This window comes from Stenotrophomonas sp. YJH_SMC_131 (assembly GCF_059367975.1).
The window spans coordinates 1-14929 of record NZ_JCAFRJ010000013.1 but is presented as its reverse complement, the minus strand read 5'-3'; the positions used below and the strand labels follow the sequence as shown (position 1 = coordinate 14929).

Genomic DNA, 14929 nt, shown 5'->3' with positions numbered 1-14929 from the left:
TACAGAAACACGATCACGGCTCGCCGGCGTCGATCAGGGTGTCGGTGTCGAAGTGCGGCGGGCGTCGCGCGCGGGTGCGCTGTTCGTAGGCGTAGGCCATTTCGATCAGCTTCGGTTCGCTCCAGGCGGTGCCCATGAACAGCAGGCCGACCGGCAGGCCATTGATCTGGCCCATCGGCACGCTGAGGCTGGGATAGCCGGCGACGGCGGCGGCGCTGTAGCTCTCGCCGGGGAAGTCGTCGCCTTCGCTGCGGATCGGCCACGCCACACCGGTGGTCGGCGCCACCAGGGCATCGAGCTGGTGGGCGGCGAGGGCGGCGTCGATGCCTTCCGCGCCGGCCAGCCGGCGCGCATCGCTGCGTGCACGGATATAGGCGGGGTCGGCCAGGCCGGCGGTAGCGTCGGCCGCCACCAGCAGTTCCTGGCCGAACAGGCCCAGCTCCTGCTTGCTGTGCGCCTGGTTGAAGGCGATCAGGTCGGCCAGGCTGCGTAGTGGCGCGCGATGGGTGCTGAAGTAGCGCTCCAGCCCGGCCTTGAATTCGTACAGCAGCACCGTGCGTTCCGCCTCGGCCCAGGCGCCCTGGTTGGGCAGCTCCACCGGCACCACGAAGGCACCCGCCCGGCGCAGCTCGGTGGCCGCCTGTTCGATCAGCGGTGGCATGCCGCGGTATTTCAGCAGCGGTGTCTGCAGCAGGCCGATGCGCTTGCCACGCAGGCCCTGCGGGTCCAGGCGCGCGGTGTAGTCGTACACCGCGCGGCCAGGCATGGTCGCCGTGGCCGGGTCGGCATCGTCGCGGCCGGCGATGGCGGTCAGCACGGCTGCAGCGTCGGCGACGCTGCGGGTCATCGGTCCTGCGGTGTCCTGGCTGAAGGAAATCGGGATGATGCCCTCGCGGCTGACCAGGCCGACGGTCGGCTTGAGGCCGACGACGCCATTGACCGCCGCAGGGCAGACGATGCTGCCGTCGGTTTCGGTGCCGATCGCCACGCTGGCCAGGTTGGCGGCGACCGCCACCGCGCTGCCGCTGCTGGAGCCGCAGGGCGAGTGGCTGAGGCGATAGGGATTGCGGGTCTGGCCGCCGCGCGCGCTCCAGCCGGACACCGAATCGTTGCCGCGGAAATTGGCCCACTCGCTGAGATTGGTCTTGCCCAGCACCACCGCGCCGGCGTCGCGCAGCCGGCGCACCAGGTAGGCGTCGTCCGGGCGGAACCCCTGCAGGGCCAGCGAGCCGGCGCTGGTGGCCATCGGGGCGGCGTTGATGTTGTCCTTCAGCAGTACCGGAATGCCGTGCAGCGGGCCGCGCAGGCGTCCATCACGGCGCTCGCGGTCGCGCGCAGCGGCTTCCTTCAGTGCATCCGGGTTGAGCTCGATCACCGCGCGCAGGCGCGGCCCGGTGCGGTCCAGGGTGGCGATGCGCTGCAGGTAGGCCTGGGTCAGGGTGGTGCTGTCCAGCTCACCGGCGCTCATCCGCGCCTGCAGGTCGGTGACATCGGTTTCGGCGTACGGGAACGGCACGTTGCGGCTCGCGGGTTCGGCCGCATGCGCGCTGGACGCGGCCGGGCTGCAGCCAGCCGAAAGCAGCGCAGGCAGCGCGGCAAGCAGGCAGGTCAGCAGAGGCGGCAAGGACGGGCGCATGGGGCGGCTTGGTCGGCTCCAATCCCCAGTGTAGCCGGTGCTCAGCGGTGGCGCTTGCGCAGGTCGCGGGCGAGGACGTAGACCACGATCAGGTTGATCGCCAGGATCGTCCACGATGGCCAGCCGGGATGGCGGATGATCGCGAAGATGTCGAAAGGCAGGTACAGGGAGGCGGTCAGGCAGCCCAGCCAGGAGGCCCAGGCCTTGGCCCGCCACAGGCCCCAGGCTTCGACCAGGTGCAGCAGGCCGTAGCCGATCATCCCCGCCGCGGCCAGGTGCACCGCGTCGGGGCTGATCATGTGCAGCAGCGAGGGCAGGGTGCCATGGTCCGGATCCAGGCTGAAACGCCGGATCAGGACCATGATGCCGTGCCGCAGCGGCTGCGGTCCGAGCACTTCCAGCCCGGTGGCGGCCAACAGCGCCAGCATCGCCTTGCTCGCTTCGAGCAGGGCGATGACGTGGAGGCCCGGATGCCGATGCGGATCCGGGTTGTAGCCGCTCTGGTCCACGGGGTGCTGGCTCAGCCGCCGCGCGAAGCCTTCTTGCGGTCGCTTTCGGTCAGGAACTTCTTGCGCAGACGGATCTCCTTGGGGGTGATCTCGACCAGCTCGTCGTCTTCGATGAAGTCCAGGGCCTGTTCCAGCGAGTACTTGATCGCCGGGGTCAGCTGGATCGCGTCGTCCTTGCCCGAAGCGCGCATGTTGGTCAGCGGCTTGGTCTTGATCGCGTTGACGGTCAGATCGTTGTCCTTGGAGTGGATGCCGACCAGCTGGCCTTCATACACGTTGTCGCCTTCGGCAGCGAAGAGCTTGCCGCGCTCCTGCAGCGGACCCAGCGAGTAGGCGGGAGTGACGCCCGGCGCATTGGCGATCATCACGCCGTTGATGCGCTTGGCGATCGCGCCCTGTTCCTTCGGACCGTAATGGTCGAACACGTGGAACAGCAGGCCCGAACCCTGGGTCAGGGTCTTGAACTCGTTCTGGAAACCGATCAGGCCACGGGCCGGGATCTGGTATTCCAGGCGCACACGGCCCTTGCCGTCCGGTTCCATGTTCTTCAGCTGGCCCTTGCGGGTACCCAGCTTTTCCATCACGCCGCCCTGGTGGATTTCTTCGATGTCCACCACCAGCTGCTCGATCGGCTCCATCATCTGGCCGTCGATTTCCTTGATGATCACTTCCGGGCGCGACACCGCCAGCTCGTAGCCTTCACGGCGCATGTTCTCGATCAGCACCGACAGGTGCAGTTCGCCGCGGCCGGAGACCAGGAACTTGTCGGCGTCTTCCAGCTGTTCGACCTTCAGTGCCACGTTGTGGACCTGCTCGCGGTCCAGGCGGTCCTTGATCTGGCGGCTGGTCAGGAACTTGCCACCGGACAGGTCCTTGTTGCCGGCGAACGGCGAGTTGTTGACCTGGAAGGTCATCGAGATGGTCGGCTCGTCGACGGTCAGCGCCGGCAGGGCTTCGGGGGTATCCGGGTGGCACAGGGTGTCGGAGATGGTCAGCTCCGGAATGCCGGAGATGGCCACGATGTCACCGGCCTCGGCCGTCTCCTGCTCGATGCGCTCCAGGCCCAGGAAGCCCAGCACCTGGGCGACCTTGCCGTTGCGCTTCTTGCCTTCACGGTCGATGACGGCGACCTGCATGTTCTTCTTCAGGGTGCCGCGCTGGATGCGGCCGATGCCGATCACGCCCACGAAGTTGTTGTAGTCCAGCTGGCTGATGCGCATCTGGAACGGGCCTTCCGGGTCCACTTCCGGACGCGGGGCGTGCTGCATGATCGCTTCGTACAGCGGGGTCATGTCGCCGTCGCGCACGGTGTCTTCCAGGCCGGCGTAGCCGTTCAGGGCCGAGGCGTAGACGATCGGGAAGTCCAGCTGCTCATTGGTGGCGCCGAGCTTGTCGAACAGGTCGAAGACCTGGTCGATCACCCATTCCGGGCGCGCGCCCGGACGGTCGATCTTGTTGACCACGACGATCGGCTTGAAGCCCATCGCGAAGGCCTTCTGGGTGACGAAGCGGGTCTGCGGCATCGGGCCGTCCATCGCATCGACCAGGATCAGCACGGTGTCGACCATCGACAGCACGCGCTCGACCTCACCACCGAAGTCGGCGTGGCCGGGGGTGTCGACGATGTTGATCCGGTTCTTGATGCCGGTCTTCTTGTCTTCCCAGGTGATGGCGGTGTTCTTGGCCAGGATGGTGATGCCGCGTTCCTTTTCCTGGTCGTTGCTGTCCATCACGCGCTCGGCGAGGACGGTACGCTCGGACAGGGTGCCGGACTGCTTCAGCAGCTGGTCGACCAGGGTGGTCTTGCCATGGTCGACGTGGGCGACGATGGCGATGTTGCGAAGATTTTCGATGGACATACGAAAGGGGGCCAGTCGGCGCCGGATTTGGAAAAAGAAGTCCAACATTATACGTCGAACTTGACGATTCGCGAAAAGGTGGATTTCACGCCTGTCACGGGGCCCATTCAGCTGGGCATCCGCCGCCCCGGCCGGGGCCGCCAGGACCCGGCTGCGCGGCTCCCCGTCCGGGGGCTGAAGCGGGGCGCTTCACCAATGGTCGAAGCCGCCGCCGACACGAGGCGGGTGTAAACTAGGTGGCTAGACGCATTCCCCTTTGCATCAAGGATCTTCATGTCCCTCATCGCCACTTTCGACACCACCCAGGGCCCGATCAAGGTCGAGCTGTTCGCCGACAAGGCACCGCTGACCGTGGCCAACTTCGTGAACCTGGTCAAGCACGGCTTCTATGACGGCCTGATCTTCCACCGCGTTATCGCCGACTTCATGATCCAGGGCGGCTGCCCGCAGGGTCGTGGCACCGGCGGCCCGGGCTACAAGTTCGAAGACGAGAAGAATGGCGTGAAGCACGAGGTCGGCTCGCTGTCGATGGCCAACGCCGGCCCGAACACCAACGGCAGCCAGTTCTTCATCACCCACATCAAGACCGATTGGCTGGACGGCCGCCACACCGTCTTCGGCAAGGTCCTGGAAGGCCAGGCGATCGTCGATTCGGTCAAGCAGGGCGACGTGATCCATTCGATTACCCTGGAAGGCGACGTCGACGCCGTGCTGGCCGCCCAGGCCGACCGCGTCGCGGAGTGGAACAAGCACCTCGCCGCCTGATCCCCCTTCGAAACGGCCACCCACGGGTGGCCGTTTCCCTGTTCCCCGCCGCCCGCCAGGCCTGCGTGGCTCTGCCCGCGGCGTCCCATCAAACGCTTGCAAGCAAGAGGAAACCCCCATGAAAGCACCCGTTCGTGTTGCCGTGACCGGCGCCGCCGGCCAGATCGGTTATGCCCTGCTGTTCCGCATCGCCTCCGGCGAAATGCTGGGCAAGGACCAGCCGGTCATCCTGCAGCTGCTGGAACTGCCGGTCGACAAGGCCCAGGCCGCCCTGAAGGGCGTGATGATGGAGCTGGAAGACTGCGCCTTCCCGCTGCTGGCCGGCATGGTCGGCACCGATGATGCCGAAGTCGCGTTCAAGGACGCCGACATCGCCCTGCTGGTTGGCGCACGTCCGCGTGGCCCGGGCATGGAGCGCAAGGACCTGCTGCTGGAAAACGCCAAGATCTTCACCGCCCAGGGCGCGGCGCTGAACAAGGTCGCCAGCCGTGACGTGAAGGTGCTGGTGGTCGGCAACCCGGCCAACACCAATGCCTACATCGCCATGAAGTCGGCCCCGGACCTGAAGCCGGAAAACTTCACCGCCATGCTGCGCCTGGACCACAACCGCGCGCTGAGCCAGCTGTCGACCAAGCTCGGCAAGCCGGTCGGTGGCATGGAGAAGCTGGTCGTGTGGGGCAACCACAGCCCGACCATGTACCCGGACTACCGTTTCGCCACCGCCGATGGTGCGTCGATCGCCGATGCGATCAACGACCAGGAATGGAACGCCAACACCTTCATCCCGACCGTGGGCAAGCGCGGCGCGGCGATCATCGAAGCCCGTGGCTCGTCCTCGGCCGCTTCGGCCGCCAACGCTGCCATCGACCACGTGCGTGACTGGGTGCTGGGCAGCAACGGCAAGTGGGTCACCATGGGCGTGCCGTCCGACGGTTCCTACGGCATTCCGGAAGGCGTGATCTTCGGCTTCGCAGTGACCACCGAGAACGGCAAGTACACCCTGGTGAAGGATCTGCCGATCGACGACTTCAGCCAGAAGTACATCGACAAGACCCTGGCCGAGCTGGAAGAAGAGCGCGCCGGCGTTGCCCACCTGCTGGGCTGATGCAGGCGGTACCGGCTTGAGCCGGTACCTCTTTCATCAAGGTAGGTGTCGACCGCTGGTCGGTACATTCCCATCGAGGTAGGTACCGACCGTTGGTCGGTACGCAGAACGGGGAAGCTTCGGCTTCCCCGTTTCTGTTTGGACGGATACGGAGCCGCATGATCCACCTGCATTACATCGACGACGCGCTGCTGGTGGCCGAGAAGCCGGCCGGCCTGCTGTCCGTGCCCGGCCGCGGCGCCGAGAACCAGGATTGCGTGGTCGCGCGCCTGCAGGCGCTGTACCCGGATGCGTTGACCGTGCACCGCCTGGACCAGGTGACCTCCGGCCTGCTGCTGCATGCGCGCGGCAAGGACATGCAGGTGGCGTTGTCGATGCAGTTCGAGCAGCGCCAGGTCGGCAAGCGTTATGAAGCGATCGTGGAGGGGCTGCTTGAAGACGATGCCGGCGACGTGGACCTGCCACTGATCGTGGACTGGCCAAACCGGCCGAAGCAGATGATCGATCACGAACGCGGCAAGCCGGCGCTGACGCGCTGGCGCGTAATGGCGCGTGATGCCGAAGCGCAGCGCACGCGCGTGGCGCTGGAGCCGGTTACTGGCCGCAGCCATCAACTGCGCCTGCACATGGCCAGTCTCGGCCATCCCATCGTTGGCGATGTGCTGTATGACGCCGCGCCTGCGCAGCGCGTGCATCTGCATGCGCGCAGCCTGCGGTTCACCCACCCGGTGACGGGCGAGGCGCTCGCGTTCGAGTCCGCCACTCCGTTCTAGGGGTTCGGCAGGGCTTGCAGCCCTGCATCTGCTACGAACCGGAGCAACGTCAAAGGCCAAGGCGGCTCTGGTCTTCTGCTTGCTGGGCGGGGCGGTGTGGGTTGGCAGGACACGCCGTAAACCCCCCTCCGGGGGCCGCCCCAGCCGCTGGCGGCTGTGCGTTCGGGCGCTTGCAAAGCAGTGCTTCGCAAGCAAAGCGCCCTCACCCATGGCGCCAACGGTCCTGCCAACCCACACCGCCCCACCCCCGACAGATTCCTGCGGCGGTTGGTAACGGCTGTCGCTGTTGGTCTTGGTAGGTGTCGACCTTGGTCGACACGATTTTTCTGTCAGATATCGAATTGAATATTGAATCTGGGGATCCGACCCCGTGCTCCGACAGATCGCGGAAGTCTGTCGAAGGCGGGGTGGGTCCGGTTGTGGGGGCGTGAGCCGCATGGATGCGGCGACCGAGCCTCCATGGACGGATTCACGGTGTCCCCCGCAACCGGACCCACCTCGCCATCCCACGGGAAACCCGCTGTTGCTTCGGCTGTTGCTTCTGAGGTTGCCGGCCAGCGGCCGGCACTACCGCGGGTGCAGGGCGCAGCCCTGCATGAAAACCCCACCCCCTACCAAGGTAGGGCGGCCCGCGCGGCAGCGCCGGACTATCCTCGAACCCATGACTTTGTCTGGGAGGGCTGCGTCATGAACTACGAGGAAACCTACCGTCGCTCGATCGACGAGCCGGAGGCCTTCTGGGGCGAGGAAGCCAAGCGCATCCATTGGCACAAACCGCCGCAGCAGGTACTCGACTACAGCAACCCGCCGTTCCGGCGCTGGTTTGTCGGCGGTGAAACCAATCTCTGCTACAACGCCGTCGACCGCCATCTGGCCGAGCGCGCCGACCAGCTCGCGCTGGTTGCCATTTCCACCGAGACCAGCAGCACCCGCGAGATCACCTATCGCCAGCTGTATCGGGAAGTGAACGACTTCGCTGCCGTGCTCAAGCACCTCGGCGTCGGTCACGGTGACCGTGTGGTGATCTACATGCCGAACATGGCCGAGGCGGTATTCGCCATGCTCGCCTGCGCGCGCATCGGTGCGGTGCATTCGGTGGTGTTCGGTGGCTTCGCCGCGCACAACCTGGCGCTGCGCATCGACGATGCCAAGCCGAAGCTGCTGATCGCCGCCGATGCCGGCATGCGCGGTGGCAAGCTGATTCCGTACAAGCCGATGGTCGATGCAGCCTGCGCCGAAGCCACGTCGCCACCGCCGCACGTGCTGATCGTGTCGCGCGGACTGGATGCCGCCGAACCACGCGTGCCGGGCCGCGATGTGGAGTACGCCGCGCTGCGTGCGCAGATCGGTGAGGTCGACGTGCCGGTGCAGTGGCTGGAATCGAGCGAGCCGAGCTACCTGTTGTATACCTCGGGCACCACCGGCAAGCCGAAGGGCGTGCAGCGCGATGTCGGCGGCTACGCGGTGGCGATGGCACAGTCGATGGAAACCGTGTTTGACTGCAGGCCGGGGCAGGTGATGTTCTCCACTTCCGATGTCGGCTGGGCGGTAGGCCATTCCTACAATGTGTACGGCCCGCTGATCGGCGGCTGCACCTCGCTGCTGTACGAAGGGCTGCCGACCAACCCGGACCCGGGCATCTGGTGGGCGCTGTGCGAGCAGTACAACGTGCGCACGATGTTCTCGTCGCCCACTGCCATCCGCGTGCTGAAGAAGCACGATGCGGACTTCATCCATCGCCACGACCTGCGCGCGCTGAAATACCTGTTCCTGGCCGGCGAGCCGCTGGACGAACCGACCGCGCACTGGATCAGCGAAGCGCTCGGCAAGCCGATCATCGACAACTACTGGCAGACCGAGACCGGCTGGCCGGCGCTGACCCTGCTGCCGGGCCTGGAGATGAAGCCGGTGCGCTTCGGTTCGCCGGGCTTCCCCAACCTCGGCTACCGGATGAAGGTGATCGACGAGAACACCGGCGAGGAAGTCGCACCGGGGCAGAAGGGGGTGCTGGTGGTGTCGCCACCGTTGCCGCCGGGCTGCATGAGCACGGTGTGGAACGACGACAACCGTTTCCTGCAGAGCTACTTCAGCCACTTCAAGGAACTGCTGTACAGCTCGCTGGACTGGGCAATCCGCGACGACGATGGCTACACCTTCATCCTCGGCCGTACCGATGATGTGATCAACGTGGCCGGGCACCGGCTGGGCACGCGCGAGATCGAAGAGGCCATTTCGAGCCACCCGCGCGTGGCCGAGGCTGCCGTGATCGGGGTCAAGGACGAATTGAAGGGGCAGGTGCCGCTGGTGTTCGTCACCCTCAAGCAGGGCCTGGATGGCGAGGATCCGGCGCAAGTGGTGGCCGAGATGATGGCCACGGTGACCACCTCGCTCGGCGCAGTGGCCCGCCCGGCGCACGTGCACGTGGTCAATGCGCTGCCCAAGACCCGTTCGGGCAAGCTGCTGCGGCGCTCGTTGCAGGCGCTGGCCGAGCAGCGCGACCCGGGTGACCTGTCGACGCTGGACGACCCCGGCGCGCTGGAGGAGATCCGCCGGGCGCTGGGCCGTTGATCCGGTCGTGCCGGCCACTGGCCGGCACCCCCATCCACCCCGAGGTTGCCGGCCAGCGGCCGGCACTACCCGCAGTACTTGCGCTAAGCTCGGCCTGTCATCGACCTGCAATACGCGGCTCGCGCCGGGGAACGCGCGTGCCGTCCGGAGATGGCAACACAGGGGGGCGTGCCCGCGAGGGCGCGCCGGCATTGCGCATCGAGCGAGGGGGAGGCAATGGCATTGCTGCACGCCAAGACGGCTGCTGGCCGTCAGGAAATCGAAGACCGTAGCCGGCGCCTGCCGGCGGCACTGCGTTCGATCCTGCTGATGGTCGATGGCCATCGCAACGACACCGAACTGCGTGGCCTGTTCGAAGGCCTGCGGGCACCACCGGACGCACTGGAGCAATTGTCAGCACAGGGCCTGATCGAAGTGATCGGCGGAAGCGCAGAGGTGGCGCCGGCGCGCGGCATCAGCACCGGGCGCGAACAGGACCCGGCGCTGTACCAGCAGTTGTACGACGCGATGAGCGAGGCGGTGCGCCGCCACCTGGGCCTGAAGGGCTACTTCATGCAGTTGAAGATCGAACGCTGCACCGATGCGCTGGCGCTGGAGCGCTTGTGCCCGGAGTTGCTGGCGGCGGTGGGCAAGGCGCGCAGCCCGGCATTGGCGCAGCGCTGGTGGCAGGAAACCCAGTCGGCGGTGCTGAACGCTGGCAGTGAGGTCGTGCAGGCCTGAGCCACCGCGTAAAGTGATCGGTTCACTTCCCTACAAGGAGTCCCGCGTGCAGGACGACCACGACGACACCGACACCCCAGGCTGGGACGCGATCAATGCGGCGCTGGCGCCGCTGTATGCCGGCCAGGAGCCGCGTCACTTCGGCACCGCGCTTCCGTACACGCTCGGTGGCCAGGATCCACTGGATGGCATCAGCGTGTACTGGGCGGATGCGCCGGTACCGCACTGGCATTACATCACCTACGGCTTCTCCGAGCTGTACGCCAAGGAGAGCAGTGATGCAGATGCCAGCGGTTATGGCTTCGAGCTGACCTTCCGTCTGGCTGCCGAGGCCGGTGAGAACGCCGGCAGCACCCCGCCGGTGTGGCCGATGAACCTGCTGCAGAACCTGGCGCGCTACGTGTTCGGCAGTGGCAACGTGTTCGAGGATGGCCATCACCTCAACGCCAACGGTCCGATCGCGCTGGAGACCGGCACGCGGCTGTGCCATCTGGCCTTCATTGCGGACCCGCAGTTGCCGGCGCGGGACACGGCCAACGGCCATCTGCAGTTCCTGCAGTTGGTCGGATTGACCGATGAGGAGATGGAGGCGGTCAAGCGCTGGTCGACGCGTGGCGTGCTGCAGGCGCTGCTGCCGGCGATGCCGCTGTGGATCAGCGATCTGCATCGCGACAACCTGCTGGAGGACCCTGCGCTGGCACAGCGGGTGCAGGCCGGCAGCGAACGCGAGGGTTCCAGCACCGGCATGCTGTTCATCGAGACCCTGGACTGGCGGCAGGAGGCGGGCGTCACCACGCTGGTGCTCGGCGCCGGTCAGGTCGCCAGCGTGTGCGAACTGTTGCCGCTGCGCCTGCGCCACGGCAAATCGCTGGAACTGGCCAGCCGCGAGCGGCAGTGGGAGTTCATCGCGCACGGGGGCGGTGAAGCGGCGGACGTATCCGCCGACAGCGCGCGCTGGTCACTGGACGAGGCGGGCCTGCAGGCCCTGGCAGGGGTGCGCGCCGAGCGCGGGGTTTACCCGGTGGCGGGGGCGCTGCGCATCGAAGTGGTGCCGACCTACCTGCGCGATGCCAAGGGGGAAGTGATCCGCCAGATCGGCTGATCGCGCGAATGATATCGAGGGGTCGGAGCCGCCTGCTGCGCAGGCGGATCCGACCCCGTCTGGTGGCCGGTGGGGTCAGATCCGTCCGCCACGCGAACGGCTCTGACCCCTGACCAAGGTCAGGCCAGGCCTTCGGCCTTCAGCGCGGCCTGCACGCCGGCATCGGCATCCATGCGTGCCTTGTAGGCGGCCAGATTGTCCAGGCCCGACAGGTCGACCTTGGTGCCGGCGGCCCAGCGCAGGGTGATGTAGAAGTACGGGTCGGCGAAGCTGCGGAAGCCGGCCAGCCAGGGCTTGTCGGCCAGCTGCCTGTCAGCGGTCTCGAACAGGCCACGCAGGCGCTTGTGCGCGGCGGCGCGGATCGCGTCGTACTGGCCTTCGTCGGCAATGAACTTGCCCGGCGCGAACAGCGGCGAGAAGGCCGGGTGCACGTCGGAATTGACGAACGCCAGCCAGCGGGTGGCTTCGGCGCGCTGGCGCGGGCTGCCGTCACCGCCGAGGCCGGCCTGCGGGAAGCTGTCGGCGATATAGCCCATGATCGCGGCGTTCTGCAGCAGCACGAAGTCGCCGTCGACCAGCGCGGGCACCGCACCGGCCGGATTGATCTTGAGGAATTCCGGACCCTTCAGGGTGTCCTTGTTCAGCAGTTCAACCTCGAACGGCTGGCCGGTCCACTGCAGGGCGATGTGGTCGGCGGTGGAACAGGCACCGGGCTTGCTGTACAGCTTCATGGGAACTCCAGGCGATGCGGGCGGGAAACGCCCACTATCCCAGAGCCTGCCGGCAGGCGGCAACGCTGCCGCCGGCACGGATCGTTACGACTGCCGCGGCTTGAGGTTCTGCACCTTATAGAAGGTGTGATCGCCGATGGTGGCCACCTGGTAGGCATTGCGCCAGTTCGGGCTGGCGATGGACAGCGCGGCGAAGTGGCTGGCACCGGGCACGATCTCGCGGCGCTCGCCGGCCGGCAGCGCCCAGTTGCGCTCGGCGTCGAAGGCCACGTTCATTGCCTCGCTCCAGGCCGCGTCGTTGCCCAACTGGGTGCCGGGGGAGACGATGGTCGGTGCGAACTGCTTGCGCGCGGTGACCACCTGGCACATCGAGTCGCCCCACAGGCCACTGTCGAGACGGCGCAGTGCGACCTCGGCGACGGCCTGCTGGCCGCGCAGGGTCTGGTCGCGGGCTTCCAGGTAAACGGTGGTGCTCAAACACAGTGAATCAGCGGCCGGCTGCGGCAACAACTGCGACAGCCAGAGAATCCAGGCCAGTTTCATATAACTCCTTGCTCCGTATGGGCCGCACCCTCCGGTTCCGGCCGCAGGGCGACAGGAGGCGGGGTACGACTTGGCGTCATGGGGAGGCGGCCATCGGGGCCGCCCCGTTGGGCAGCCCCAAAAGAAACGACCAGTACCGATCGTGGGGCTGCGCCGGCTCACCGGAAACTGGCTGGTGAGCGGAAAGATGGCGCAAGGTAGGGGGGCGTAGCCGAACGCATCGTGAACCGCTCGGCTTGACATTCAGGTTCAATGAGGGTGACGGAAATCACATTCCGCCCCCCATTCAGGCGCTCATCAGAGCCCGGCGGCAACCCGGCTGCCCTGGTCGATGGCGCGCTTGGCGTCGAGTTCTGCGGCCACGTCGGCACCGCCGATCAGCTGCGCGTTGATGCCGGCCGCCTGCAGTTCGGCCTGCAGCGCGCGGTTGGGTTCCTGCCCGGCGCAGATCACCACATGGTCGACCGGCAGCAGCTGTTCGCTGCCGTCCACGCGGATGCGCAGGCCCGCGTCGTCCACGCCGAGGTACTCGACGCCACCGAGCATGCGCACGCCCTTGGCCTTCAGCGTGGCGCGATGGATCCAGCCGGTGGTCTTGCCCAGGCGCGCGCCGGGCTTGCCCGGGCTGCGCTGCAGCAGCCACAGCCGGCGCGGCGAGGTTTCAACCTCCGGCCTGGCCAGTGAGCCGCGGGCCTCGAAGGTGCTGTCCACGCCCCATTCGGCCATCCAGCGCTGCGGGTCGAGGGAGGGGGACTCGCCGGCGTGGCTGAGGAATTCGCCGACATCGAAGCCGATGCCGCCGGCGCCGATGATCGCCGCACTGGCGCCCACTTCGACCCGGCCCAGCAGTACGTCCAGATAGCTGACCACCCTGGCGTGGTCGGCACCGGGGAAATCAACTCTGCGCGGCGTGATGCCGGTGGCCAGCACCACTTCGTCGAAGCCGGTCAGCTGGGCGGCATCGGCGCGGGTGCCGAGGCGCAGCTGCACACCGGTTTCGGCCAGTTTGTGGCGGAAGTAGCGCAGGGTCTCGTGGAACTCTTCCTTGCCGGGGATGCGCTTGGCCACGTTGAACTGGCCGCCGATCTCATCATTGGCGTCGAACAGGGTGACCTGGTGGCCGCGCTGGGCAGCGACGGTGGCACAGGCCAGGCCGGCAGGGCCGGCACCGACCACGGCAATCTTCTTCGGCGTGGCGGTGGGGTGATAGACCAGCTCGGTCTCGTGCGCGGCGCGCGGATTGACCAGGCAGCTGGCCAGCTTGTTCTCGAACACGTGGTCCAGGCAGGCCTGGTTGCAGGCGATGCAGGTGTTGATCGCCTCGGCGCGGCCGGCACGGGCCTTGTTCGGCCACTGCGGGTCGGCCAGCAGCGGGCGCGCCAGCGACACCATGTCGGCGCCGCCATTGGCGAGGATGCGCTCGGCGACGTCGGGCATGTTGATGCGGTTGGTCGCCACCAGCGGCACCTTCACATGCGGCTTGAGCTTGGCGGTGACCCCGGCGAAGGCAGCACGCGGCACCGAGGTGGCGATGGTCGGAATGCGCGCTTCGTGCCAGCCGATGCCGGAATTGATGATCGTTGCGCCGGCCGCCTCGATGGCCTGCGCCTGCTGCACGATTTCTTCCCAGCTGCTGCCGTCGTCGACCAGATCCACCAGCGACAGGCGATAGATGATGATGAAGTCCGGGCCGCAGGCCTCGCGGATGCGGCGTACGATCTCGACCGCGAAGCGCATGCGTTGGCGCGCGTCGCCGCCCCAGGCATCGGTGCGCTTGTTGGTGCGCGGGGCGATGAATTCGTTGATGAGGTAGCCCTCCGAACCCATCACTTCCACGCCGTCGTAGCCGGCCTCGCGGGCCAGCTTGGCGCTGCGTGCGTAATCGGCGATATGCCGGTCGACGCCGCTGGCCGACAACGCGCGCGGGGTGAACGGGTTGATCGGTGCCTTCAGCTTCGACGGTGCCACCGACAACGGGTGATAGGCGTAACGGCCTGCATGCAGCAGCTGCAGGCAGATCTTCGCGCCGTGCTGGTGCGCGGCGGCGGTGAGCTGGCGGTGCGGCCGCACTTCCCAGGGCCAGGACAGCTTGCCGCCGAACGGCTTCAGCCAGCCGACCACATTCGGTGCGAAGCCGCCGGTGACGATCAGGCCGACGCCGCCCTCGGCGCGCTCGGCGAAGTAGGCCGCCAGCCGCGGGAAGTCGCGGGCGCGATCCTCCAGGCCGGTGTGCATCGAGCCCATCAATACGCGGTTGCGCAGTTGGGTGAAGCCCAGGTCCAGCGGGGCGAACAGATGGGGATAGGCGCTTTCGTTGGCTGGCGACATGGTCGATACGCTTGCGTACGGAAGCGCGAAGCGTGCCGCGAAACGGCGGCCGGGGCAAGGGCCGCTGGCCGGGTACGCTCGGCACATGCGTGCTGTCGCTCCCGCGTTTCGCTGCGCGAATCGCGGGCCCCACTTACCGGCCTCCCCCTCCGCGCCTGCGGCGCTGCCCCCGAACTCCGGGGGCGATAGTGCCGGCCGCTGGCCGGGTACGCTCGGCACATGCGTGCTGTCGCTCCCGCGTTTCGCTGCGCGAATCGCGGGCCCCACTTACCGGCCTCCACCCCCCCGCG

General features: G+C 67.2%; 12 protein-coding genes. 6 read left to right on the top strand and 6 right to left on the bottom strand.

Annotation, left to right across the window (positions count from 1 at the left end):
- Positions 1–13: 13 nt before the first annotated feature.
- From AC5P56_RS19795 to typA, 3 genes are read right to left on the bottom strand one after another with little or no spacing between them, the layout of a single operon-like run.
- Positions 14–1636 carry an amidase gene (locus AC5P56_RS19795; protein WP_241887131.1) on the bottom strand — a complete coding sequence of 541 codons (1623 nt, stop codon included), beginning with the start codon at positions 1634–1636 and terminating at the stop codon, positions 14–16.
- Positions 1637–1677: 41 nt separating this feature from the next.
- Positions 1678–2145 carry a DUF2127 domain-containing protein gene (locus tag AC5P56_RS19790; RefSeq protein ID WP_032955872.1) on the bottom strand — a complete coding sequence of 156 codons (468 nt, stop codon included), beginning with the start codon at positions 2143–2145 and terminating at the stop codon, positions 1678–1680.
- 11 nt (positions 2146–2156) lie between these two features.
- Positions 2157–4004, bottom strand: a complete 1848-nt coding sequence (gene typA / locus AC5P56_RS19785; protein ID WP_046429077.1) for a translational GTPase TypA — start codon at positions 4002–4004, stop codon at positions 2157–2159.
- Between the two features lie 273 nt (positions 4005–4277).
- Between typA and AC5P56_RS19780 the strand changes: the two genes are divergently transcribed.
- From AC5P56_RS19780 to AC5P56_RS19755, 6 genes are all read left to right on the top strand, one after another.
- Complete coding sequence (locus tag AC5P56_RS19780) at positions 4278–4769, top strand: peptidylprolyl isomerase (protein ID WP_005408225.1); 492 nt, start codon at positions 4278–4280, stop codon at positions 4767–4769.
- A gap of 118 nt (positions 4770–4887) precedes the next feature.
- Entirely contained in the window at positions 4888–5874 is a 987-nt protein-coding gene (locus AC5P56_RS19775) for a malate dehydrogenase (protein WP_004153634.1), read from the top strand.
- 158 nt (positions 5875–6032) lie between these two features.
- Positions 6033–6647 carry an RluA family pseudouridine synthase gene (locus AC5P56_RS19770; RefSeq protein ID WP_134808543.1) on the top strand — a complete coding sequence of 205 codons (615 nt, stop codon included), beginning with the start codon at positions 6033–6035 and terminating at the stop codon, positions 6645–6647.
- Between the two features lie 687 nt (positions 6648–7334).
- Positions 7335–9215 (top strand): propionate--CoA ligase, encoded by a 1881-nt coding sequence (gene prpE / locus AC5P56_RS19765; protein WP_014646065.1) that lies wholly within the window; start codon positions 7335–7337, stop codon positions 9213–9215.
- A gap of 216 nt (positions 9216–9431) precedes the next feature.
- Positions 9432–9935 (top strand): hypothetical protein, encoded by a 504-nt coding sequence (locus AC5P56_RS19760; RefSeq protein WP_046429081.1) that lies wholly within the window; start codon positions 9432–9434, stop codon positions 9933–9935.
- Positions 9936–9981: 46 nt separating this feature from the next.
- A complete protein-coding gene (locus AC5P56_RS19755) occupies positions 9982–11037 on the top strand; it encodes a suppressor of fused domain protein (protein ID WP_049406569.1) in 1056 nt (351 codons plus the stop codon).
- Between the two features lie 119 nt (positions 11038–11156).
- Here AC5P56_RS19755 and AC5P56_RS19750 read toward each other — a convergent pair whose 3' ends face one another.
- The 3 genes from AC5P56_RS19750 to AC5P56_RS19740 all read right to left on the bottom strand — a co-directional run bounded on the left by AC5P56_RS19750 (position 11157) and on the right by AC5P56_RS19740 (position 14639).
- Positions 11157–11768, bottom strand: coding sequence for a glutathione S-transferase N-terminal domain-containing protein (locus tag AC5P56_RS19750; protein WP_014646068.1), 612 nt, complete (start codon positions 11766–11768; stop codon positions 11157–11159).
- An 84-nt stretch (positions 11769–11852) separates the two neighbouring features.
- Positions 11853–12311: a cell wall hydrolase gene (locus AC5P56_RS19745; protein ID WP_004154513.1), complete on the bottom strand. Its 459-nt coding sequence runs from the start codon at positions 12309–12311 to the stop codon at positions 11853–11855.
- Between the two features lie 297 nt (positions 12312–12608).
- Positions 12609–14639, bottom strand: a complete 2031-nt coding sequence (locus AC5P56_RS19740; protein ID WP_288494785.1) for an NADPH-dependent 2,4-dienoyl-CoA reductase — start codon at positions 14637–14639, stop codon at positions 12609–12611.
- Positions 14640–14929 lie beyond the last annotated feature (290 nt).